Here is a 21,668-nt window from a genome sequence, read left to right as displayed (position 1 = left end):
GCGATCAGCACGCTGCCGCGGCGCATCCCCTGGGGACACCCCGTCCAGTGGCCCGGACCGCGCCCACGCGAACGGGCCCCCTGAAGCCGATGATCAGCTCTCAAACACGTTTTCAGACGCCGAAGTCGGTGAGAGCCAGGCGGGCGCAGGCGTCAAACACCGGCGGCTACGGCTCGCGCACGGATCTCCACCGCCGTCTCAAGCATCCGCCGGGTGCCGGTGAACCAGTCCTGCAGATTCAAATCCACGATCAGCTCGTCCGCGCCCGCCTCCGCGGCCGTGTGGATGTCATCCATGATCTGGTCGAGGGTGCCGGCGAACGCCGATCGGTCAGGTCCTGCCGGACGGTCGGTGAAGGTGACGTTTCCCACCACGACCATCTCCATCCGGCTCGTGTCCCGGCCGTACTCGGAAGCCATGTGCCGGATGCGGTCCCAGCTCGCGCGCAGTTCTGCGGCTCCGGCCGGCCCGGGTGTGGTGAGTAGCGGCAGCCAGCCGTCCGCGCGTTCGGCGATGCGCCGCAGAGCATTGGAGCTGGTGCCGCGGCCCAGGTTGCTGGCACCGCCGCCGAGCATCACGGGGATTTTCGAAACGGGCTTGGGCAGGACCGAGGCGTTGTCGATGACGACGCGAGGACCCCGGAAGGTCACCGGATCCGGCCCCCACACGGCGTCGAAGACGTCCAGCGTCTCGTCGAGGAAACGGCCGCGATCCGCTCGGGTGGCGCCGGCGGCCTGGAATCCGTCGGTGGACCAGCCGACGCCCATACCCGCGATCACGCGGCCGCCGCTGATCTGATCGATCGTGGCCAGTTGCTTCGCCAGCTGGACGGGTGTGTGGAGCGCGGCGATCAGAACGGCGGTACCGAGGCGCACCTCTTCGGTCGCCACCGCCGCTGCCGTGAGGACCGCCAGGGGGTCGGCGGCCTGCCGCCCGCTTTCCGGCCACGGCACGTCCGGCGGAGCGTACGGTTCGACGGGCGTCTCCGGGAAGAGCAGCAGTTCGTACGTCCACAAGCTGGCGTATCCGGCCGCTTCGGCCGTTCTGGCCGCTTCGGCCGTTCTGGCCGCTTCGACCAGGTCGTGTTGTAGGTCGACTCCCAATCTCTGGGGCAGACGAAGTCCGAGTCTCATTGGAGACCTCCGATGTGGTCGTGATTGTCGTGGCCACCGCGGGAACTGAGCCGAGCCGCAGAGACATCCCTGCTTTCCAGGCAGAGTGCGGATTTCCGCTGCTCTCAGCCCGCACGTCAAGTCTTGAACACTCACGTTGATGTGAAGGTCAAGGGCGCAGGCCTGAGCACGTGAGAATCGGGGAGTCCGCGGAGCGAACCGGCACATCCCCCTCGGCTGCCGCGCTGCTACGAGGAGCAACAGGCGGACTCTCGCGGCACGCTGACCCGGCAGGAACCGGGGGGTGTGCCACAGCTTTTATCTAGTGCGCTATATATTAACGCGCTAGGAAATATTTCAGAGTATGTCCGGATGATGAGGGGACGGCATGACACAGCAGGACCAGGACTCACGTCGATCGGTCGGCCGGCAGCTCTCCTTCACTCTTTACGGCGCGGCGAACCGCATGGCCCGAGCCCACAAGCCCTACCTCGCACCCCTGGGCCTGACGTTCCCCCAGTATCTGGTGATGCTCGTGCTGTACTGCGGCACACCACGTTCTGTCGGCGAACTCGGCGAGAAACTCGGGATGGACACCGGCACGATCACACCGCTGGTCAAGCGGCTCGAAGCCTCGGACATGGTCACGCGGACGCGCGACCCCAGAGACGAGCGCCGCGTGCTCGTCGATCTCACCCCCGCCGGCCAGGCCATCCGTGAAGACGTCTGGAGGGTCGGCGAACAGGTCGATGCGCTGTGTCAGGTGCCCGACTTCGACCTCGACAAGGTCAGGGAGATCGTCGACAGGCTCGTCCGTCACGACGACTTCTCGACGACAAAATCCTCAGCCAACACGAAAGGAAGACAGCAGTGAAAATCGGAATCATCGGAACGGGCGCAATCGGGACCAACCTGGTTCGCAAGCTGACGAAGGCTGGACATTCAGTCCGGGTGGCGAACTCACGAGGGCCCGAGACGATCACGGACCTCGCCACGGAGACCGGCGCGACCGCGGTAGCCGCCGCCGACGCCGGTCAGGACGTCGACGTACTCATCCTGTCGACCCCGCTCGGAAAGGTCCCCGACCTCAAGCCCTTCATCGACCGTGTGCCGGACCACGTGGTGATCGCCGACACGTCCAACTACTACCCCTTCCGCGACGGAAAGATCGACGCCATCGAGAACGGGCAGGCCGAAAGCGTCTGGGTCGAAGAGTGCCTCGGACGCCCTGTCATCCGCGCCTGGAACGCCCTCACCCAGCACACGCTCGAGAACAAGGGAGCGCCGAAGGGCACCCCCGGCCGTCTCGCCATTCCCGTGGCGGGCACCGACCCCGCGGCCAAGAAAACCGTCAGCGATCTGATCGACGACACCGGCTTCGACGCCGTGGACGCGGGACCGATCGAGGACTCCTGGCGTATCCAGCCAGGCTCCCCCGCCTACTGCACCGAGCTGACGGGCGAACAGCTCACGAGGGCGCTGGATCTGGCCGACCGGGAGAACGACCGCCTGCGCCGGGAGATGGTCTTCCCGATCGTCAGCACCTGGCCCGACGCGCACGGTGACGACATGGTCGCCCTTGTCCGCGCGGTCGCACGCCTGCCGCGGCTCCTCGGCCTGTAAAGAATCTCAGTAGCGATCGCGGACGGTTCCAAAAAATCGCACCGGCGCCGCGGCCCTGGCCGACGTCGCCTGCGAGGAACCGGCTGACCGCCCTGAACCTCATGAGCGTCCGGTGTCTCCGCATCACGATGTCCTGTCCGCGGCCCCAGCACGCGGACAGATCAGGCCCGAGCACCATCCGGATCGCGTCGACCGGTTCATCGGGCATCCCGGCCCCCTCGCGATCCGAAGTCAGCCGTTGCCGCGGTTCAGCATGACGAACGGAGCCGCCACCGCGATCATCGACTACCACCTGGACCGCCTCTTCGAGCCGACGGCCACACTACGGCCGCTCCCGGACTGAGCCCGTACCGCCAATGACGGCCCATCGTTCCTCGGCCCGTTGACGGCACCCCTGCTCACGGTGCGGCAGTGATCACTCATCGTCCAGGTCGCGCCATCGCCAGGCGGCGACGGCCATCGGCAGGCCGGTCGCGGTCATCAGCGCGCCCAGCAGCAGCGGCTCCCACTCCAAATCGATCCAGCGGGAGTCGGCGACGGCGGTGACGGTCAGCAGGAACATCAGCCAGATCAGCAGGACGTACGCGGTACGCGTCGCCTCGGCGCGTTCCACCACTTCCCGCTCGTCCAGCGCGCTGTCGGGCACTTCCGCCAGTTGCCTGGTCGCCCGACGGAGCAGCAGCCACGACGCCAGATAGACCGCTATGCCCGCCAAGCCGATCACTGAAGACGGTATGGACACGGTCATGAACGCGGCTACCGCGCCGGCGACCACCGGGGCGGCCACCAGCACGGCGAGCGACCGGCGGACCGGCGTGCGCTCAAGCCACCGTGGCACGGGCCGCGACCGCCCCTCGGCGATGACCCCCGCGTGGTACGCGCGGACCACTTCGCGGCGCTCCTCCGGCGTCGTGTCCTTCAGGTCCTCCAGCAGTTCCCTTATCTTGCGGCGGCCTGCGGCATCGCTCATGGCGTCTCTCCCGTTCGGCGTGGTGAGGTGTAGAGCTGGTGCGACATCGGCTCGAAGGGGCGGCGGGAGAAGACGGCCTCGACCGGCAGCTCGAAGAACTCGCAAATCTTCAGGGCGACGTCGAGCGAGGGGCCGTAGTCGCCCCGCTCCAGGAACCCGATGGTCTGTGGGTTCACCTCGACCGCCGCCGCCAGCTCGGCCCGGGACACTCCCCGCTCCGCCCGCAACACCGCAAGTCGGTTGTACAACGTTGGCTTATCCTTGCCTGCCACAATCAAAGCATTGCGTATAAGCAACACTCTGGCAAGTATCACAACGGAGCACATGCCGGGATACCGCGGACTTCGCTCGCCGCCGCGGACAAGCCGGCGCTTGAGGCAGGTGCACGTCGGCTGCGGCCCACCGACGACGGGCGACCGAGCGCGGCGAAGAAGTACGGACTGGACGGGCGGCAAGCGCCGGCCATCCTCGGACGCGGTCGTCGCGTCACCCCGGAGGAGCGGAGCGCGGTCCCTACGGTGAGCGAGGTACGGCGAGCGTCCGCGAAGCGTTATCGTTGGACCGGGCGTTGATTCACCGCCCAACCTCCTTCGGCCCTCCCCGGCAGGGCCGCTCGGCGGAGGCAAAGGGGACAGGTTTCCTCGGATCGCTGGTCATCCGCCCGCCACGGGCTCTTCGCCGAGGGTCGAGTTTCGTGGTGTCGAGGGCCTGATGACAGCGAACAAGCACTTCAAGCACCGCGTCCGTGAACGCGCCCGCCGTACCGGAGAGTCCTACACCGCTGCACTCAGGCACCTTCGACGCATCGACGCCCAGGAGCACGTGGTGCATTGGCAGCGCATCGAAAAACCCGAATTCGGCTACGCCGTCCACGTCCCGCAAGGTTGGGACGAACGACCTCCGAACCTGAGAAACAGCCCGTTGGAGACCGCCCGATTCGGCGACCCCGCCGACCGCCGGCACAACCTCACCGTCTTCCGCGGGCTCCCACGGCCACGATGGACGGCGGCCGAGGTCGCCGAAGAGGTTCAGGCAGTACTTGAGGCCGCGGGATTCCGCGACTTCCACATCGCCGACGCCCGGATCGCCGAGCGAACCGGTACCCGGCTGGACTGTGCGAAACACGACGCCGGCCGGGTCTGGGCCGTCCGCCAGTACTTCGTCGTCCACGACGACGTACGTTTCACTCTCGGCTGCGGCTCTTTCATCCCCGAAGAGGACGATCTCCTGTTCACAGGTATGGCTGAACGCTTTGAGATTCTAAATTCGGCCTGAACCGGCCGGCAGGGTGGACCGCTTCGGCAGTTCGTCCAGTCACTTCCACGTGCCCGGGCGGCAGGCCGACTCGTTCGCGGGCCTGCCGCCCCGTTACTTCCACGTGGCCGGGCGGCAGGCCCGCGAATGAGCCGCGCGGTGACGCGGGACGCGATCCCGGGGGTCCGCTCCCGCCGGACCCCAACGGGACAGCCGTCGTCATCGGTCGCCGGCTTTTGATCGTTTTGTGATGTGTGGTGCCTGTGTGCCCGGGCAGAGGGCCCGCCAGTCGAGCGAACAGATAGGGAGTGGGACATGACAATCACCGGCATCATCATCGCCATCGTCATCGGAGCCGTCATCGGTGCACTGGGCCGGCTGGTCGTGCCTGGGCGCCAGGGCATTCCGATCTGGCTGACCATCGTGATCGGTATCGTCGCCGCCCTGATCGGCACCGCCATCGCCAGTGCCCTCGGCGTGGCCAGCACCGGTGGCATCGACTGGATCGAACTGATCCTGCAGGTCGCCGTCGCCGCGGTCGGTGTGATCGCCGCGGTGAGCCTGTACGGCAGGCGCGGCGTCCGATAAACGCGATCACCGACTCCTGCGCACCGGCACGATGAGCACGCGGTGCTCGCGGTGGCCTCGCCCTGACCGACAGGGCGAGGCCCGCGGCTTTTCACGGCCGAAAGCTCCCCGGCTGATCGTGCCCCCAGACCTGACGCACCGGTGATTTCCGGTGTGGTGAGCAACCCGGGCGCCTCCTCGTCCTCACAACGGCCTGCCGGTGGGGCGGATGACCGGGCGCCTCCGGGAGAGAATTCACGCGTGACGGGGTAGGGCTCGGAGTCGGCACGCCGGACGGCGGCGCGCCGCTCGCCATCGGGGAGGATGCGACATGGCAGGAACGGCGGCGAAGCCGGGGGCCTCGACGAGCCCCGCCCCATCGGGGCCGCGGGGTCTCCGGCTGACGCAGTACGCGCACGGAGGCGGCTGCGCCTGCAAGATCCCGCCCGGAGAGTTGGAGGCCGTCGTCGCGGGTCTCCTGGACGGGGCGGAGGGCCGGGCCCCTCTCTCCTCCCCCGCCGGCGAGCTGATCATCGGGCTGGACGACGGGGACGACGCCGCCGTGGTCCGCATCGAGGGCGGCCGGGCGATCGTGGCCACGGCCGACTTCTTCACGCCCGTGGTGGACGACCCCTACGACTGGGGACGGATCGCGGCGGCCAACGCCCTGTCCGACGTCTACGCGGTGGGCGGGGAGCCGCTGGTGGCGGTCAACCTGCTCGGCTGGCCCCGGGAGATCCTGCCGCTGGAGCTCGCGAAGGAGGTGCTGCGCGGCGGTCTGGACGTGGCGCGGGCCGCGGGCTGCCACGTCGCGGGCGGCCACAGCGTCGACGATCCCGAGCCCAAGTACGGCATGGCCGTCACCGGCCTGGCCGACCCCGGACGGCTGCTGCGGATCGACGGCGGGCGGGCGGGGGCGCCGATCTCCCTGACCAAGCCGCTGGGCGTCGGCGTGCTCAACACCCGGCACAAGGCGACCGGCGAGGTCTTCCCGCAGGCCGTCGCCGCGATGACCACGCTGAACCGCGACGCCTCCCGGGCGGCGCTCGCCGCCGGTGCCGGGTGCGCCACGGACGTGACCGGGTTCGGCCTGCTCGGTCACCTGTACAAGCTGGCCAGGGCGAGCGGCGTCACGGCGGTGGTCGACGTGGCGGCCGTGCCGTACCTGGAGGGGGCGCGCGAGGCCCTGCGGGCCGGTTACGTCAGCGGCGGAACCCGCCGCAACCTGGCCTGGGTGGAGCCGCACCTTGACCCGGGTCGCTTCGGCGAGGAGGACCTGCTGCTGCTCGCCGACGCCCAGACCTCCGGCGGCCTGCTGGTGGTGGGCGAGATCCCCGGCGCCCCGGTCGTCGGCGAGCTCGTCCCCCTGGACGGGCCGGCCCTGCGGCTGCGCTGAACCACCCCGGACCGGTCTTCCGGCTCCCGGGACCTCCGGATTCCCGAGCTCTCCCGATCCTCGAGGTCTCCAGGTCCCAAAGGTGTCTCCAGGTCTCCGGGGGGCGGCGACGTCCTCCCCCGCGACCGCCGGAGTCAACCGGTGACGGCGTTGAGCAGGTACCGGCGTTGCCGCTCGGTCAACTCCCCGACGCGACGTCCGGCGTCGATCCCGCCCGCCGCCAGCAGGTTGGCGATCTCAGCGGCGCCGTAGCCGGGCAGGGCGCGCAGGATGCCTCTGATCTGGACGTTTTTCGTGGTGTCGTCGGTGCGGGCGAACACGCCGACCAGGTTCATCCGCTCGGCGGCCACCGCCGCGCGTAGCTGGGCCCGGGTCAGTGGGGCCTGCGCGGAGGTCCGCGCCTGCGGGGCCGGTGTCCGGTGAGGGGGTACGGGGGTGGGCGAGCCGGGTGTGTCCCCGTCGGCGACGTGGTGTGACGGCTCGGTTCGCGAGTGGTCCTGACCCGGCATGCCGTGACTGGTGACCAGAAGGCCGCCCGCGGTGACGGCGACGCCCGCCGCGATGGTCAGGTGGCGTTTGGACAGGCGTCCGTTCTCCTGTTTTGCTGCGGCGAGTTTGAAGCCGACGATCGCGGCGCGCAGCAGGACGCCGGTGACCACACCGAGCAGGATCGGCACGACCTGACCGGGCAGCGGGGCGACGGTGGCGAGCAGAACGCCGACGGCCGGGCCCGCGCAGGAGACCACCAGCCACGGGGCCAGGCGCTGCTTGGCCATGTCGAGAAGCGCGGCCAGGGCCAGCCCTTCGCCGGCCGAGTGGACCATGAGGGCGATGACGACCACGGTGGAGGCGGTCAGCGCCAGGGTCGCGCCCTCGATCGTCCGGTGCAGGGTGAGGGCGGCCGCCGTACCCATGCCGCCGAACAGGGCGACGTCGACGGCTTCCTCGGCGCGGTGGCGCAGGCCGAGCGCGTGCCTGCCCTTGACCGATCCGGCCCCCTCGTGCCCGCAGCCCCTGCGGGTGAAATAAGTGATCACTGTGAAGCCGAACGCGATGGCCAGCCCGACGCCCCACAGGGGAACCCCGTTCTCTTCCGCGTCTCGCCAGGCGTCGGGCAGCAGGTCGGCCAGGGCGGTGATCAGCATCATCGCCGAGGCGATCGCCAGCCACACCGTCACCTTCGCCGAGTTGCGCCGGGCCAGCCACGCCCCGGCGAGCGTGGACAGCGACACCAGGAGCACCGCGGCCCAGGCGCCGGCATTGGCGCCGGGGAAGGCTCCTTCCAGCGCGGGTCCCAGCGTCTGTGTCCCATCGGCCAGCAGCATGTCTTAACACCTCTTATCGGGATGGATCGCGGAAGAACTTGGAAACGTCCGGCGGATCGCTCAGCGGCCATCGGCGGCGGAGACTTCCGCGGCACGCGCGCCGATGCCCGCCCCGGCCCGGCGGTTCGTTGTTTCCCGCTGGAAAGATTCCCGATGGAAAAGCCCGCTCGGTGCCGAAATCCTTACGGCCGAAGCGGCGGCGGGCGGGTGATCTCGGCCACGGTGAGGACCGTCAGCACCACGATCATCAGCGCCTCCCCTCGCAGGATCCGGGGCGCGCCGTGCATCCGAGGTTCTTCACCGTCGACCGGCGGACGCCGTCTGGGGCGGGGGATGCGAACCATGCGCGGCTACCCGCCCGCCACTGCCCGGTGACCTCGCGCGCCCCCGGGGCGCACGGTGGTCACCTGGCAGGCGCGGGCCGGTGCCGGCCGGCCGGACATGGCCGTGGGACGGGCGGGCGGCCCGCTCGCGGCGACGCACGCGGTCAGGGGGGCGGTGGCTCGTTTCGCGATCATCGCGATGTCTCCTTCGATCGGCATCCGTTCACCGGCGTGAGGCCGGTGGTTCGGCCAGGACAAGGGCACCTGACCTGCAATGCTCACGAAGAGTAATCTCCTCGTTACTGAACAATTAAACATATGAGCAAGTAAGCAGATGTCTCTCGCGATGAACGTTCACCACCTGCCGACCGCGGCCGCGCGGCCCCGGTCTACGGCCGCTCCGGGACCGACGCGGGATTCCCGGCCTCGAGACGCCGCCGCTGGGGCACCACCGTGTATTTCGGATCCGCGGCCGACAACCTGCCGGCCTCAAGGGCACCGAAGCGGATGCACAGGGAACCGGCGGTGAGGGCGAGGCCGGAGATCGCGGAGAGGGTGCGGCTGCGCCCGGCGACCGTGGCGAGCAGGCCCCCGCCGGCCGTGAGGACACGGGCCGCCCGCATCAGGCGGCCCGCCCTGCCCAGCCGGTACGGCTCGCCGACCAGGCCGAGCCGGCGTTCCATGACCGCCCCGGCGGCCGTCTCCATGACGGCCCCCAGCGCGGCGACGGCACGGGCCGGACCCGCCTCGACGCGGGGGGTGGCCAGCATGCCCATCGCGCCCGCGCTGGCCAGGGCGCTCCCGGCGAACAGGAACGGCAGCTCCCGGTGAGCCTCGTGCCAGGCGGGCACGGCCGTGTCCGCGAGGAGCACCGCGGTGTAGGTGGCCATCAGCGGGCCGGTCACCGCGATGGCCAGGGTCGCCGCGTCACCGGCGGTGGGCAGGGCCCGAACGGGGGCGGAGGCGGCGGGCAGGACGGCGACGACCTTGGCGGCGGCCGAGGGCAGGGCCGCGGCGACCGCGGAGGCGGCCGCGATCGTCGTCAGCCCGCTGTGGGCGGCCAGGATCCACGAGCCCACGCTCATCGGCGAGGTGAGCTTGAACACCCGCAGCATGTTGAGGAACCGTTCCGGCCTGCCGAGCTCGGCGGCCAGTAAGGCGGCACCGGCGGTGGCGCCGACGGCCGCCGTGACGCGGGCGGTGAGCGCGAGCCGGTCGCGCCCGGTGAGCCCGGCCATGGCGGCCATCACCGACGCCGCCCCGGACAGCCCTCCCAGGTAGAGATAGACCGGCATGTGGGGTTCGTGCCAGACCGGAGCCTTGATCACCGGTTGCCCGTAGTAGGACCGGAACTCGGCCTCCGGCACCATCGCGTCTTCGCGCATCAACGCCGCCGTCCCAGGGAACGATCGTGGGCCGCGATCCGGCCCACGAGCCTCTCTGAGAGGAAGGACACGGCCATGGCCCCGACCAGGGAGACCGCCGCCCCTCCGGCCCACCGCCACATCGCGGGCAGATCGCGGGTGGTCACCACCGGATCGGGCGGCAGGCCGTACACCTCGGGCTCGTCCAGCAGCAGGAAGAACGCGCCGTCGCCGCCCACACCGTCATCGGGGCTCGCGCCGTAGAGCCGCGCCTCCGGCCTGCCCTCCTCGTGCAGCCGCTCCACCCGTTCCTCGGCGCGGAGCCGCAGCTCGTCCAGCGGGCCGAACTGGATGGAGTCGGTCGGGCAGGCCTTGGCGCAGGCCGGTTCCAGCCCTCCGAGCTGGCGGTCGTAGCACATCGTGCACTTCCAGGCCCGGCCGTCGCGCTCCCTGCGGTCGATCACGCCGTAGGGGCAGGCCGGCACGCAGTACCCGCAGCCGTTGCAGATGTCCTCCTGCACCACCACGGTGCCGAACTCGGTGCGGAAGAGCGCGCCGGTCGGGCAGACGTCCAGGCAGGCGGCGTGCGTGCAGTGCTTGCACACGTCGGACGACATCAGCCAGCGCTCGATCGAATCGGGCCCCGGGCCGCCGGCCGGTCCCTCGCCCTGGTCCTGACCGCCGACCTGTCCCCGGCCGTCGGCCTGTCCCACCGGTCTCTGCTGCTCGATGAAGGCCACGTGGCGCCAGGTGTTCGCCCCCAGGCTCCCGGTGTTGTCGTAGGAGGTCGCCCGGAAGACGAACCCGTCGTCGGGCACGTCGTTCCACTCCTTGCAGGCCACCTCGCACGCCTTGCATCCAATACAGATGCTGGTGTCGGTGAAGAAGCCGTACCTATTCGGTGCTATGTCCATCACGGGAAACCCTCGAATGATGAGTGTCCAAGTTATAGCCCTGACCTGGGCGAACACTAAGGCGTCTCTGAGCGGCCTGCCCGTGTCGAAGCGGGACAAACCTTTCAACGGCCGCCGTGACGGACTTGGCCGCAAATTCCCCTGACAACGCGAACGGCCCCAAGCCGGTGCTCGAACACCGGCTGGAGGCCTTGGTCCCCAACCTGACTCAACCAGGAGAGAACCCAATGTCTGACTCTACCGACGCATCTGTGCCCGTACCAAGCGAAGCCGCAGTCTCCGTGATCGGAGTTGCAGCCTCTTCCAAGGCTCCTCGTGATCTGACCTCTGGCGAATTCACCGCCCTCTCTGTCGTCGGCGCTCTGGTCGGCGTAATCGGCCTCATCGGTTTCGTCAATTCCTTCGCCAAGGTCGCCACCGCTGCAGAGCCGTTTTTCGGCTGGTTGGCATGGTCAGTGCCGCTCGGAGTTGACCTCGGAATTTTGGCCCTCTCGGCCATGGACCTTGTCTTTGCCCGGCTGGACATGCGGGTCAAGCTCCTGCGGTTCTTCACGTGGGCGTTGATCCTCGGGACGGTCTACCTCAACGTCGCCGGAGAGACCGATCCCTTCTCGATCGTCGCCCATACGATCCTGCCGCTTCTCTGGGCGCTGGCCGTGGAGCTCGCAGCCCACTTCGTGAGGACCCGCGCAGGCCTGGCGTCCGAGACGCGGATGGACACCGTGCGTAAGTCCCGCTGGATCCTCTCGCCGGTCAGCACGTTCGCCCTGTGGCGTCGCATGATCCTGTGGGAGGTCCGCAGCTACCCCCTGGCCCTCCAGCGTGAGCGTGACCGCGTCCTTGCCAAGACCGACCTGCAGGACCAGTACGGCAGGCTCTGGCGCATCAAGGCCACCCGTCGCGAGCGTGCCCTGTTCCGTCTCGGCGAGCTTGCCCCGACCGTCGCCGCTGTCCCCGAGGCCGTCGTGACCGCCTCCGTCGTCGTCCCCGAGCTGCCTGCGGTCCCCGAGGTACCCAAGGCCATCGAGCCCAAGCCGCGTACCCGGAAGCCCGCCACGGCCACGGACAAGCCCGCTCGCAAGCGGTCCGTCCCCAACGTCGATGACCTGATGCCGGTCGGTCAGGAGATCGCTCTGGAGCTCATCGCAGGGGGACGGAACCTCACGCGGGACAACGTCATCGAGCTCTTCCGGAACAACGGACACAAGATCTCGACCGCCCGCGCGTCCGCGCTGCTGCCCAAGCTCAAGGCCTTCATCGCCTCAGCCAACGACGCCGCCCCGGCCGAGCTGGTCGTGGCCGCGTAGTGACCTTCGGCCTTATGCCGGTCCTCTCTTCGGAGGGGACCGGTCCCCGAACCGTCCTGTCCTTCGCCCTCTTCCCCAGCGCGGTCCTCGACCTGCGGACCGTCCCCATGACGTCGCAGGCCACCACCGAAACCGTCCCCGGGCCGGTCCTCGGGTCGGTCCCCTGCTTCGTCCCCAGCTCGACCCACGCGATCGGAGGGAACCAGCGATGACGAGCATCCGCCGCGCAGAGCTCCCCTCGGACAACTTCACGATGATCAGCAACACCTGGTTCCGCGACCGGAAGATCTCCATGAAGGCGGCCGGACTTCGGGACTGGTTGGCGTCGCACAAGGTCGGCTTCAAGGTCTCGGAGAAGACCATCATCTCGGCCTTCACGGACGGTCGTGAGTCGGTCCGTACGGCGATCAGAGAGCTTGAGTCGCTGGGTTACCTGGTCCGTGTGCGTGAGCGTCTCGGCGGCAAGTTCAGCACCGTGGAGTACATCCTCTGCGACCCGCCCAAGGCTCCTACGGCCACCACGGACGGGAATCCCGTCGATGGTGAAAGCAGCGCACCACGGACGGGAATCCCGTCGTTGGACGTGACCAGCATCGATGCGACGAATCCCAAGGTCAGCACCAACGACGGGATTCCCGACGACGGTTTTCACGCCCCTTTAAGAAGAACAACAACCCAGAAGACCAGAACTACTAAGAAGACCAACGACGAAAACCCTGCTCTTGATATCGCCGTAGGCGTCGATACGGCCCGTACCGAGCGCGACGCCGTCACGACGCCTCCGGCGATCTCACAGGACTTTTCTCGGCTGGCTGGGGACGTGCTCGGCAAGCTCCCGGCTCACTACCGGGACGCACCGGCCTGGCTGCGCTCCCGGATGCTGACCCGCATCGAGAAAGCCCTGCACGCGGGCAACTCTCCTGCTGCCGTCATCGCCTACGCCGCCAAGTTCGCAGCGGATCCGAATTTCGGCGCCTACGAGCACCTGCGCCAGTTCGCCGATGCCGTCAGGAAGCTCACCGTCGACGTCTCCGAGGGCATCACCTGCCCCGGATGCGGCCTCGACTCTCGCCACCCGTTCTGCACTGCCAACGTTGCTGGGGGCTTCTGATGACCGCTGCTGAGGTAGAGATCAACCTGGATGGCTCAGAGGTCATCTTGGGCGGGGCTCAGGTCGTCTCTGAGCCCCTCGGGGCTGCTGTCTCGACCGACGTCACGGTAGAGGCTACTGAAGGCTCTGACGATGATCTGGTGGATATGCCGATCTTGCTCGTCGATCAGGCCGCACCGGTAGACGTCGATTGGATGTCCGAACTGGAGCAGCGGACCAAGAACCGGCTGCCGATCATCCCCCTGTGGTTGCGGTCCAAGACCTATGCCCTGTCGGTCATCCGCTGGCAGGCTAACCACGCCGCCTACGTGGTCGCCTACCACGCGACCCGTTCCCCGAAGTACGCCGCCAAGCTGGCCGCACGATCGCCGCAGGGTGCCGCCAAGGTGGCCCGGGGGCTGGTCGTGTGGACGTTCGACCTTGAGGGCAAGCCGATTCGTCAGCAGGTCGCCGCCACCAAGGACGGAGACATCTACCTGCGGATGACCCGCGCCCACGACAAGCGAGTGAAGAACCGGCTCATCATTTCCTTGAGCGCTGCCGTCGTCCTGGCCCTGGGCGCCATCCTGCTGATGGGCACGGACCCCAGCTATGACCAGTGGCTGGCCCTCGGTGGCCTGGTGGCGTTGCTCGGCCGGATCGGCACGCCCGCCGACAGGCAGGTTTTCGACCGGGCCGTGATCCCCACGCAGGTCCAGAAGCTCACCAGCGATCTCGTGTTGCGGGCGCTGGGTGCCCTCGGTGTCGCTGAGCTCAACAAGGCCGTCGGCAAGGGCAGCAACGGGATCAACTTCCCCACGCCGATTGTCCGTGACGGTCCCGGGTGGCGGGCTGACATCGACCTTCCGTTCGGCGTGACCGCCACAGACATCATGGAAAAGCGTGTGCGCCTGGCGTCGGCCCTGAGAAGGCCGCTGGGCTGCGTGTGGCCGGAGCCCGCCATGCACATCCACCCGGGCCGCGTCGTGATCTGGGTGGGCGATCAGGACATGAACAAGGCCAAGCGTCCTGCATGGCCGTACGCGAAGACGGGCCAGATCGACGTCTTCAAGCCGATTCCGTTCGGCACCGACCAGCGCGGTCGGGAGATCGCCATCCCGCTGATCTACCGGAACATGCTGATCGGGGCGATGCCCGGTTTCGGGAAGACGTTCGCCTTGCGCGTCCTGCTGCTGGGTGCCGCCCTCGACCCGTCCTGTGAGCTCCGGGTGTTCGAGCTCAAGGGCACCGGTGACCTGAAGTCGCTCTCCAAGGTCGCCCACCACTACGCGTCGGGAGCCAAGGACTCGACCATTGAGGCCTGCGTGGTCAGCCTGCGCGAGGTCTACAAGGATCTGGAGAAGCGGGCCGACACCATCGACGGCCTTCCCGAGGACGTCTGTCCTGAGAACAAGGTCACCGCGGATTTGGCTGCTCAGAAATCGCTCGGCCTGCATCCCCTGGTCGTGGCCGTGGACGAGTGTCAGGAGCTCTTCGCTCATGAGGAGTTCGGCGCCGAAGCAGAGAAGCTCTGTACGGCGATCATCAAGAGGGGTCGTGCCCTCGGGATAATCCTGCTGCTGGCCACGCAGAGGCCGGACAAGGACTCCATGCCGACCGGCGTCAGCGGGAACGTCCTGGTGCGCTTCTGCCTGAAGGTGGCCGGTCAGACAGAAAATGACATGGTCCTTGGGACGTCGGCTTACAAGAACGGCATCAGGGCAACCGTCTTCACGGATGCCGATTTGGGCATCGGGTACCTGCTCGGGGTCAGCACGGAGGCCAGGATCACGAGGGGCTACTACATCGACAACCCGGCTGCCGGGCTGATCGCCGACCGTGCGCGGGCTCTGAGGATTGCCGCAGGGACTCTCTCGGGCCAGTCGGCCGGCGACTTGCCCACCCCGAAGGCGGAAATCAGTTTCGACCTGGTGGCGGACGTCCTCGCGGTGGTTCCGGCCAGTGAAGAAAAGCAGTGGAACTCCGTCATCATCGACAGGCTGGCCGTGCTCAGGCCCGACGTCTACGGGCCGTGGGCCGACCAGGCCGACGACGCCAAGACGGCTCAGCTGACGGCAGCCTTGAAGCCGTACGGGATCCAGGCCGGACAGGTCTTCAAGACGGTTGACGGCAAGGGATCCAACCGGCGCGGCATCACCCGGACGCATCTGGTGGAGGCTGCTCCCAAGCGCATCCGTGTGGTCCGCTAGCTCTAGCAGCAGGCAAGGGCCTCGAAGCCGCCGATTCTGGGGTTTCGAGGCCCTACCGTTTGGGTCGATAGATCGATAGGTCGCAGGTCAGGGGCATGTCTGGGCACTAGCTGACCTGCTAGGCATAGCAGGTCCTGGTGCTAGTCGCTGAGCTGATTTCGGGGGCCAGATGCCGCTGGATCAGGCCCGCAGGGTTCGGATAGTGAAATCCGGACCCTGCGGGATGCTGCGGGCTTCAGCTGTCCTGGTCGTTGCCGCCGAACATCGCGCTGATCCACTTCACGAAGCGGTCAAGCACTTCGAGGAACCAGTCGCGACGGTCCTTCGGCAGGAACGGCCAGAAGAACAGTCCAGGCGAGAACGCCAGGACGAGCACCAGCAGGGGCAGAGCGATCAAGGCTGCTACGAGGACGCGCAGCCATTGCGGGAACCCTTTCACGGTGGTCCTTCACCTCGGTGACCAACCGACGCTGCGAGCGCAGCAACGGGTGTTCCTCTGGCAAGGCGTGGTTCGGGTTGGGTTGGGTTGGGTTGCCTACCGGGAGCCACCCGGGTCGAGTGTCCGTGAAGTGAGCACCGCCAAGGAGCATCGACGGGAGGGTGGCTACCTCCATTTCGCTAATCCGGCAAATCATCCGAAATAGCTCAAACGCCGAAGTTCATGTTCGTAATGACACGGATACTACGAAAAATATACATCTCCATACGAAGGTCCGCAGGGAGTTCTCTTCATGAGGCGCACGGTCGACACGAAGTTCGTCGAAACGCAGCGCGGACATCCAGAGCGACGTATCGTTCTCGATATAGGTCTCCGCTCCTGCGAGGTGAATCGACATGACTGCACCACCGCCAAAAATTCGGCTAACCACTCCCACCCGGATGGTCCTCGACCTGCTGCTCGCAGCCGACCCATCAGACCCCCTATGGGGATATCGGATCACCGAGTTGGCCGACCTGGGACCTGGCACCGTGTATCCCATCCTGGAGCGTCTGGAACAGGCGGGATGGCTCACCGGCACCTGGGAGGCCAACGCTCCTGCCGACAGGCCACAACGCCGCCTATACATCCTGTCCGGTACCGGACGGCAGGAGTACGCCGCCGCACAAGCCGCTCGCCGTAGCCGTAGTTGGCTGCCTGGTCGAATGCGTCCGACGGGGAACGCCACGTGAGAGGAAGATTCCAAAAACGTTCAATAGATAGGTCGTTTTGGGTTACATCGCAGGTCAAAATAAATTCCCTAGGAAAAAGGATTAATTCGGTATTATTGGGACTCGTTGTTCTCATTACGGTAGTCGCTGTTGTGGTCGGTTTAATCTCAGACAAAGCTCCGGAACCTACCTCAGCGGCAGGCACAATCGGTGACGTTATGGCTGCGGTCCTGTCCCTCATCTCTTTAGTCTTAGCCTTTCTCCAGGCCAATCAAATGGAGATCATCAAGGCTTGGGCTAGGAGAAGACTTGGCTCTTATATGGTCCGAACTGCAATTCCGCGTACCCTAATAGGGGCCGCAGCCCTGATCGGTGGACGTGACCGAAAATGGCGCGTATCAGAATGGGCTGTGGACTTGGTGGAGAGTCCTGCCCCGACCCGTTACGCCTTGAGCCTGGTCCGGGCCTCCCTAAGGATGCGCATCTCCGACCTGGGCGGTCTAATGCGTCGGGGCACCTGCTGGGTGTTGGTGACCGAGGTGCGTACGTGGACGCCGCTCACCGCTCTGCTCGTGTGGGGCGGAGTCGAAACCACCTTGGACACCGGACTGGGCGCGGCGATCCTCGCAGTAGTCGGCGCCGGAGCTGTATTCCAGACGGGCGTGAAGTGGCTGCGCGGCTACCTGGGTGTGGAAGTTCGGCAGCGCAAGAAGGCCGCCGAGTAGTTGCACAAGCGGTTAGATCCCTAAAATCGGTGCGCCGCTTTAGGGATCGGATGCCGCAACTCCAGGCCTTCCACGCACCCGGGACACGAGACCTTCGATGACGGGTCGAAGGGGATCGGCCACGTCGGCGAGTGCACCGGTCGGACAAGGAGACTGCACACAGCCTCGGTAAGAGGTCTCTCGGCTCTGGACGTCGGCACGGCATGCCGGACACCATGGATCGCTCGGAGCTCGACCGGATAGGCCTCGAATCCGATCGTGTAATCGGCCGGCTCAGGCTCAAGCTGACCGGTGCTCGGCGTGGTTATCACGTACAGGTCCTCCAGCTGGACCTCCCATTTCGTCTGGCCCGGGAATCCGCGGACTGACTCGTCCATTTCCACCAGGGCGTAGGTGGACGTCCCACGCGGGACAAGGCGGTCGACGGTCCCAGGCTTGCCGACAAGGTCCCGGGCCGAGCGTGTCCGGGCATGGCTGTGCAGCAGGGTGTCCACGATGACGCGGCTGCCCACCGATACCCGGCCAGTCATGCAGGACCGCAGATCTCGGCCCATTCTTCGTCAGTCACCCGGGCCACGCCGAGAGCATCGGCCGCGCGGTCGAGCTCGTCCCGGGGGACCTGCCAGCGCTGTGCAAGGGCGATGGCGAGATCCCTCTGGTGGTCCGAGACGGTCATGACTTGCTCAGCTTGTCTTGAACCCGCCTGAGCGTGGCCACCATCGAGTCGAACAGGGCCTCTATCTCCGGGGTGACGACATCCCCGTTTGTCCAGTGCCGGACCTTCGGCGTCTGCCAGTGCTTGACCTTCGGCTGTAGGGAGTTACCTCCTGGTTCGCCGGTCATCGGATTGGCTCCGGCGCTGGGTCTGGGCAGAGCTCCCACGCGCGCGCTTTTATCCGGTTCCGGATGGCCCGCCTGAAGAGCTCGTCGCCGTCCTGGTCATGTAGGACAACCACGCACCCAGCAGATTCAGCCGATTTCGAGATCAGGCCCGTGTACGTCGCATGCCAGCCGTCGGCGTCGTGGTGGACGGCGTACGAGAGAAGCACCGGTTGGCCGTTTTCGTCGAATCTCACGACATCACCGCGCTCCGGCCGGAGTGGTCTGCGCGGTCTTAGGCTTTGCCATGGGTCGGACCTCCGAGTCCGATCAAGGGCCCGTCATGGCGTTCTGAGCGCTGTGGCGGGCCCGATTCATGTCGAGCACTTGCCGTCAGGGTAGACGACTTAACCACGCTTAACCATGCTCAACCTTGGTATCCCGTGAGTATCCACGGATCTGCGTGGGTGCTTACGGTGCAGCTGTGATGATCGAGTGGCGGCAAAATGCGCCCAAATGGGTGCAAGTGGCCGATGTCCTCAAACGGCGGATCGCCGACGGCGTCTATCCGGTGGATGGTCAGCTCCCGTCTCAGCATGAGCTGGTCGGAGAGTTCGAGGTCGCGCCGAATACTGCCCAGAAGGTGCTCACGCGGTTGCGAGAGGAAGGCGTCGCTTACTCGGTGCGCGGAGTGGGCACGTTCGTGTCACCACCAAAGCAAGCCGAAGAGAACACGGACTGACGCCGACGGTACGAATCCCGGTCATCGTCGGGCGAAATAGTAACTACGTCATCCGCCACAGGATCGCCCCTGAGCATCGCCGTGCCGGCGGCCTGTGGATGGGCTTCGCCCAGGTCAGAGCGGTCTCCATGGGCCACCCGGGGGCCCTGTAGTGGGCAGCGCTTGGGTGGCTGCCTGTTGGGATTTCGGTCCGACTTTCAGAGGGCCATGTCCCAACTGCGACAGGGGCATTTTCCCCATTTACCCCGGTGCTCGATTTGGCGGAATAGTAACTGTTTACCGGCATGAGTTGAGATGTTCCGCCAGCGGATCGGCGCCACACGACGATGTCCTCGATCAGGATCATCGCTTTGCCGCCCACCCGTGGCCAACCGCGCGCAACCTCTTCCCGATGGAAACGATCATGTCGCCGCAATGGGGGCGGGTACCGGGTGCAACCTGCTGCGCCCCAAGGGGAAGCGCAGGCGGCGCTCAACGCCGCAATGGAGCCCATCCCCAGAGGTCGGGTGCAACTACCGCCCGGCGAACCGGCGGAAGACGCCGATCACGCCGCAATGGAGCCCAACCCAGAAGGTCGGGTGCAACGGAGAGCACGATGTGGCCGCGGCCGGTCTCGTCCTTGCTGCAATGGAGCCCAACCCCAGGGGCCGGGTGCAACGACAGATGAGCGCGGTGGCGAGCAGCACATTCTTGTGCCGCAATGGAGCCCAACCCCAGAGGTCGGGTGCAACCCGACCTGGCGGGCCGAATCCGCATGTTGAACGAAGCGCCGCAATGGAGCCCAACCCCAGAGGTCGGGTGCAACGCTCAGCAATGCGGCCCTCATCAATGACCTGCAGATCGCCGCAATGGAGCCCGGCCACGAGGGCCGGGTGCAATCTGAGGGGCGCCGCACCGAACAGGACCGGCGAGTACTCGCCGCAATGGAGCCCAACCCCAGAGGCCGGGTGCAACTCGCGCTGGCCGCTCGCCGACGAGGTCACAGCAGCCATGCCGCAATGGAGCCCAGCCATAAGGACCGGGTGTAACACCCTGGAGTCCGCCGCGCTGTTCCTCGCGTACTACGCGCCGCAATGGAGCCCAGCCACGAGGACCGGGTGCAACGGTGCAGACGATCGAGGCCAACACCGGCGATGCGGTGCCGCAATGGAGCCCAGCCGTGAGGGCCGGGTGCAACTTGGACGCGTTCACGAAGGCCGGAGGGGTGCCCTTCGTGCCGCAATGGAGCCCAACCCCAGAAGTCGGGTGCAACACGGCGTGTAGCCCAGGTAACCGGCATGCCGATCGCCGTAATGGAGCCCGGCTCTGAGGGCCGGGTGCAACTAATGGTCGACGTGGTCCACGACACATCGGCGGCATCGCCGCAATGGAGCCCGGTCACGAAGATCGGGTGCAACCAGGGCGACCGCGCAGCGGCTCGGCCTTCCGGAGCGGCCGCAATGGAGCCCAGTCACGAAGATCGGGTGCAACGGTTCATGAACAGCCAAAAGGCCTCAGCCCATGATCGAAAGAGTTCACTGATGCAAGAATTTATGCCTTGGAGTCCGGTTTCAGCTTAGGAACTTCTCTGGAAAATCGTGTGTGCTAAGGGTTCCTAACCAGGTGCCGTCCTGGCGAAGAAGCCCTCCGATGAAGTCCTGCTCTTTAGGGCGTGAAGAGCAGGTCATCACCATAACGTCGTACTGGTACTGAGCCGATCATAAGTTTTGGTACTTGTTGGGTGGCGGTGGGAGATCGCGTTCCGGCGGGGACATGCTTGGAGTATGGCCAGAAAAGGTCGCAGAGCGACGTTCGAGGAGAAGGTCTTCGCCCTCCGGTTACTGGGAGGGAGCATGTCACCGGATCGGGTGGCTGAAGCACTGGGAGTAGGCCGCGAATCGGTGTTTCGGTGGAAACGCCAGGCGCGGGCGGGCGGTATCGAGGCGCTACGGATCAAGAAGGCGCCGGGCCGGCCACGGCGGCTCACCCCCGGCCAGGAGCAGACCATCAAGGCGGTGGTCCGTGACGTCACCCCCCGTCAGGTACTGGGCACGGCCGTTGTGCTGTGGACCAGGGCGCTGGTGGCGATGGTGATCGCGGCCTGGTTCGGGATCGACCTGTCGGTGACGGCGACCGGGCGGCTGCTGCGCGGGCTGGGCCTGTCGCCACAGCGTCCGGCCTACGCCGCACTCCGGCGTGATCCGGCGGCCATCACCGGGTGGACGACGGTGGCCTTCCCGGCAATCTGCCGCCGGGCGCGCAGACGCGGGACAGTGGTGTTGTTCGCCGACGAGATGAGCATGCGTGTCGATCACCGCTGCGGCACCACCTGGGCCCTGGTGGGGCAGACGCCGGTCGTGTCAGCCGGGGCGGGTCGCCGGTCGGTGAAGATGTTCTCGGCGGTCGGGGCCGACGGCACACTGCGCTATCGGCTGGGACACGGCGCGATGGACCGGTGGGCGTTCCTCGGGTTCTGCGCGCAGCTGCTGCGCACCATTACCGGGCCGATCGTTTTGATCGTCGACGGCTCGTCGATTCATACCGCCCGAGCGGTCGGTGATTTCGTCGCGCGTACCGGCGGGCGGCTGCGGTTGTTTTTCCTGCCCGCGTATGCGCCGGAGGTCAACCCCGATGAGTGGGTCAACCAAAACGTCAAGGCCCGGGTGGCGCGCCAGGCGGTCGCCGATGAGCATGAGCTGGCCGCGGCTATGCACCGCAGCATGCGCCGGCTGCAAAAGCGTCCCGACATTGTCCGGGCCTTCTTCGCCGATCCGCATCTGGCCTACATCAGCCCATAAC

The 21,668-nt window shown here is 67.0% G+C and carries 23 protein-coding genes and 1 CRISPR repeat array; of the genes, 13 read left to right on the top strand and 10 right to left on the bottom strand.

Annotation, left to right across the window (positions count from 1 at the left end; translation table 11 throughout):
- Positions 1-152: 152 nt before the first annotated feature.
- Positions 153-1,133 (bottom strand): TIGR03619 family F420-dependent LLM class oxidoreductase, encoded by a 981-nt coding sequence (locus J2853_RS07430; RefSeq protein ID WP_307556224.1) that lies wholly within the window; start codon positions 1,131-1,133, stop codon positions 153-155.
- Positions 1,134-1,500: 367 nt separating this feature from the next.
- On the opposite strand from J2853_RS07430, the gene J2853_RS07425 reads away from it, so the two are divergent.
- Together J2853_RS07425 and J2853_RS07420 are read left to right on the top strand one after the other, a co-directional pair.
- Positions 1,501-1,986 (top strand): MarR family winged helix-turn-helix transcriptional regulator, encoded by a 486-nt coding sequence (locus J2853_RS07425; protein ID WP_307556223.1) that lies wholly within the window; start codon positions 1,501-1,503, stop codon positions 1,984-1,986.
- Positions 1,869-2,735 carry an NADPH-dependent F420 reductase gene (locus tag J2853_RS07420; protein ID WP_307556222.1) on the top strand — a complete coding sequence of 289 codons (867 nt, stop codon included), beginning with the start codon at positions 1,869-1,871 and terminating at the stop codon, positions 2,733-2,735. The genes J2853_RS07425 and J2853_RS07420 overlap by 118 nt, the downstream gene beginning before the upstream one ends.
- A 415-nt stretch (positions 2,736-3,150) precedes the next feature.
- On the opposite strand, the gene J2853_RS07415 is transcribed toward J2853_RS07420, so the two are convergent.
- Positions 3,151-3,705, bottom strand: coding sequence for a hypothetical protein (locus tag J2853_RS07415; RefSeq protein WP_307556221.1), 555 nt, complete (start codon positions 3,703-3,705; stop codon positions 3,151-3,153).
- Positions 3,702-3,953, bottom strand: a complete 252-nt coding sequence (locus J2853_RS07410) for a helix-turn-helix transcriptional regulator (protein WP_307556220.1) — start codon at positions 3,951-3,953, stop codon at positions 3,702-3,704. The genes J2853_RS07415 and J2853_RS07410 overlap by 4 nt, the downstream gene beginning before the upstream one ends.
- Positions 3,954-4,416: 463 nt before the next feature.
- Here J2853_RS07410 and J2853_RS07405 point away from each other — a divergent pair, with 463 nt between their 5' ends.
- The 3 genes from J2853_RS07405 (at position 4,417) to selD (ending at position 6,922) form a co-directional block, all read left to right on the top strand.
- Complete coding sequence (locus J2853_RS07405; RefSeq protein WP_307556219.1) at positions 4,417-4,980, top strand: hypothetical protein; 564 nt, start codon at positions 4,417-4,419, stop codon at positions 4,978-4,980.
- 294 nt (positions 4,981-5,274) lie between these two features.
- Positions 5,275-5,547: a GlsB/YeaQ/YmgE family stress response membrane protein gene (locus J2853_RS07400; RefSeq protein ID WP_307556218.1), complete on the top strand. Its 273-nt coding sequence runs from the start codon at positions 5,275-5,277 to the stop codon at positions 5,545-5,547.
- A gap of 310 nt (positions 5,548-5,857) precedes the next feature.
- On the top strand, positions 5,858-6,922 hold the full coding sequence (gene selD / locus J2853_RS07395) for a selenide, water dikinase SelD (protein ID WP_307556217.1): 1,065 nt from the start codon (positions 5,858-5,860) through the stop codon (positions 6,920-6,922).
- 134 nt (positions 6,923-7,056) lie between these two features.
- Here selD and J2853_RS07390 read toward each other — a convergent pair whose 3' ends face one another.
- The 4 genes from J2853_RS07390 to J2853_RS07375 all read right to left on the bottom strand — a co-directional run bounded on the left by J2853_RS07390 (position 7,057) and on the right by J2853_RS07375 (position 10,848).
- Positions 7,057-8,247, bottom strand: a complete 1,191-nt coding sequence (locus J2853_RS07390) for a hypothetical protein (RefSeq protein ID WP_307556216.1) — start codon at positions 8,245-8,247, stop codon at positions 7,057-7,059.
- Between the two features lie 350 nt (positions 8,248-8,597).
- Complete coding sequence (locus J2853_RS07385; RefSeq protein ID WP_307556215.1) at positions 8,598-8,765, bottom strand: hypothetical protein; 168 nt, start codon at positions 8,763-8,765, stop codon at positions 8,598-8,600.
- Positions 8,766-8,959: 194 nt separating this feature from the next.
- Positions 8,960-9,955 (bottom strand): NrfD/PsrC family molybdoenzyme membrane anchor subunit, encoded by a 996-nt coding sequence (gene nrfD, locus J2853_RS07380; protein WP_307556214.1) that lies wholly within the window; start codon positions 9,953-9,955, stop codon positions 8,960-8,962.
- Positions 9,955-10,848 carry a 4Fe-4S dicluster domain-containing protein gene (locus J2853_RS07375; protein ID WP_307556213.1) on the bottom strand — a complete coding sequence of 298 codons (894 nt, stop codon included), beginning with the start codon at positions 10,846-10,848 and terminating at the stop codon, positions 9,955-9,957. The genes nrfD and J2853_RS07375 overlap by 1 nt, the downstream gene beginning before the upstream one ends.
- 227 nt (positions 10,849-11,075) lie before the next feature.
- Between J2853_RS07375 and J2853_RS07370 the strand changes: the two genes are divergently transcribed.
- The 4 genes from J2853_RS07370 to J2853_RS07355 all read left to right on the top strand — a co-directional run bounded on the left by J2853_RS07370 (position 11,076) and on the right by J2853_RS07355 (position 15,455).
- Complete coding sequence (locus J2853_RS07370; protein WP_307568624.1) at positions 11,076-12,155, top strand: DUF2637 domain-containing protein; 1,080 nt, start codon at positions 11,076-11,078, stop codon at positions 12,153-12,155.
- Positions 12,156-12,169: 14 nt separating this feature from the next.
- The gene (locus J2853_RS07365; protein WP_307556212.1) at positions 12,170-12,367 is read left to right on the top strand and encodes a hypothetical protein; all 198 of its coding nucleotides are present in this window, start codon (positions 12,170-12,172) and stop codon (positions 12,365-12,367) included.
- Positions 12,364-13,266: a hypothetical protein gene (locus J2853_RS07360; RefSeq protein ID WP_307556211.1), complete on the top strand. Its 903-nt coding sequence runs from the start codon at positions 12,364-12,366 to the stop codon at positions 13,264-13,266. The genes J2853_RS07365 and J2853_RS07360 overlap by 4 nt, the downstream gene beginning before the upstream one ends.
- A gap of 146 nt (positions 13,267-13,412) precedes the next feature.
- Positions 13,413-15,455 carry an FtsK/SpoIIIE domain-containing protein gene (locus J2853_RS07355; protein WP_370879518.1) on the top strand — a complete coding sequence of 681 codons (2,043 nt, stop codon included), beginning with the start codon at positions 13,413-13,415 and terminating at the stop codon, positions 15,453-15,455.
- A gap of 235 nt (positions 15,456-15,690) precedes the next feature.
- Here J2853_RS07355 and J2853_RS07350 read toward each other — a convergent pair whose 3' ends face one another.
- A complete protein-coding gene (locus J2853_RS07350) occupies positions 15,691-15,852 on the bottom strand; it encodes a hypothetical protein (protein ID WP_307556209.1) in 162 nt (53 codons plus the stop codon).
- 437 nt (positions 15,853-16,289) lie between these two features.
- Between J2853_RS07350 and J2853_RS07345 the strand changes: the two genes are divergently transcribed.
- Together J2853_RS07345 and J2853_RS07340 are read left to right on the top strand one after the other, a co-directional pair.
- Positions 16,290-16,625 (top strand): PadR family transcriptional regulator, encoded by a 336-nt coding sequence (locus J2853_RS07345; RefSeq protein ID WP_307556208.1) that lies wholly within the window; start codon positions 16,290-16,292, stop codon positions 16,623-16,625.
- A 518-nt stretch (positions 16,626-17,143) separates the two neighbouring features.
- On the top strand, positions 17,144-17,329 hold the full coding sequence (locus J2853_RS07340; protein ID WP_307556207.1) for a hypothetical protein: 186 nt from the start codon (positions 17,144-17,146) through the stop codon (positions 17,327-17,329).
- 526 nt (positions 17,330-17,855) lie between these two features.
- Here J2853_RS07340 and J2853_RS07335 read toward each other — a convergent pair.
- Positions 17,856-18,005, bottom strand: a complete 150-nt coding sequence (locus J2853_RS07335) for a hypothetical protein (protein ID WP_307556206.1) — start codon at positions 18,003-18,005, stop codon at positions 17,856-17,858.
- Positions 18,002-18,172, bottom strand: coding sequence for a hypothetical protein (locus J2853_RS07330; protein ID WP_307556205.1), 171 nt, complete (start codon positions 18,170-18,172; stop codon positions 18,002-18,004). Before J2853_RS07330 ends, J2853_RS07335 begins: the two co-directional genes overlap by 4 nt.
- 463 nt (positions 18,173-18,635) lie before the next feature.
- Between J2853_RS07330 and J2853_RS07325 the strand changes: the two genes are divergently transcribed.
- The gene (locus J2853_RS07325) at positions 18,636-18,890 is read left to right on the top strand and encodes a GntR family transcriptional regulator (protein ID WP_307568623.1); all 255 of its coding nucleotides are present in this window, start codon (positions 18,636-18,638) and stop codon (positions 18,888-18,890) included.
- A gap of 476 nt (positions 18,891-19,366) precedes the next feature.
- Positions 19,367-19,695: a CRISPR direct-repeat array (repeat unit 37 nt; unit sequence GCCGCAATGGAGCCCAACCCCAGAGGTCGGGTGCAAC).
- A 958-nt stretch (positions 19,696-20,653) separates the two neighbouring features.
- Complete coding sequence (locus J2853_RS07320) at positions 20,654-21,667, top strand: IS630 family transposase (RefSeq protein WP_307556037.1); 1,014 nt, start codon at positions 20,654-20,656, stop codon at positions 21,665-21,667.
- Position 21,668 lies beyond the last annotated feature (1 nt).

Origin of the sequence: Streptosporangium lutulentum (assembly GCF_030811455.1) — a bacterium.
Taxonomy (GTDB): Bacteria; Actinomycetota; Actinomycetes; order Streptosporangiales; family Streptosporangiaceae; genus Streptosporangium; species Streptosporangium lutulentum.
Note: the sequence above shows the minus strand (reverse complement) of the source record. Positions and strands in the feature narration are given on the sequence as shown.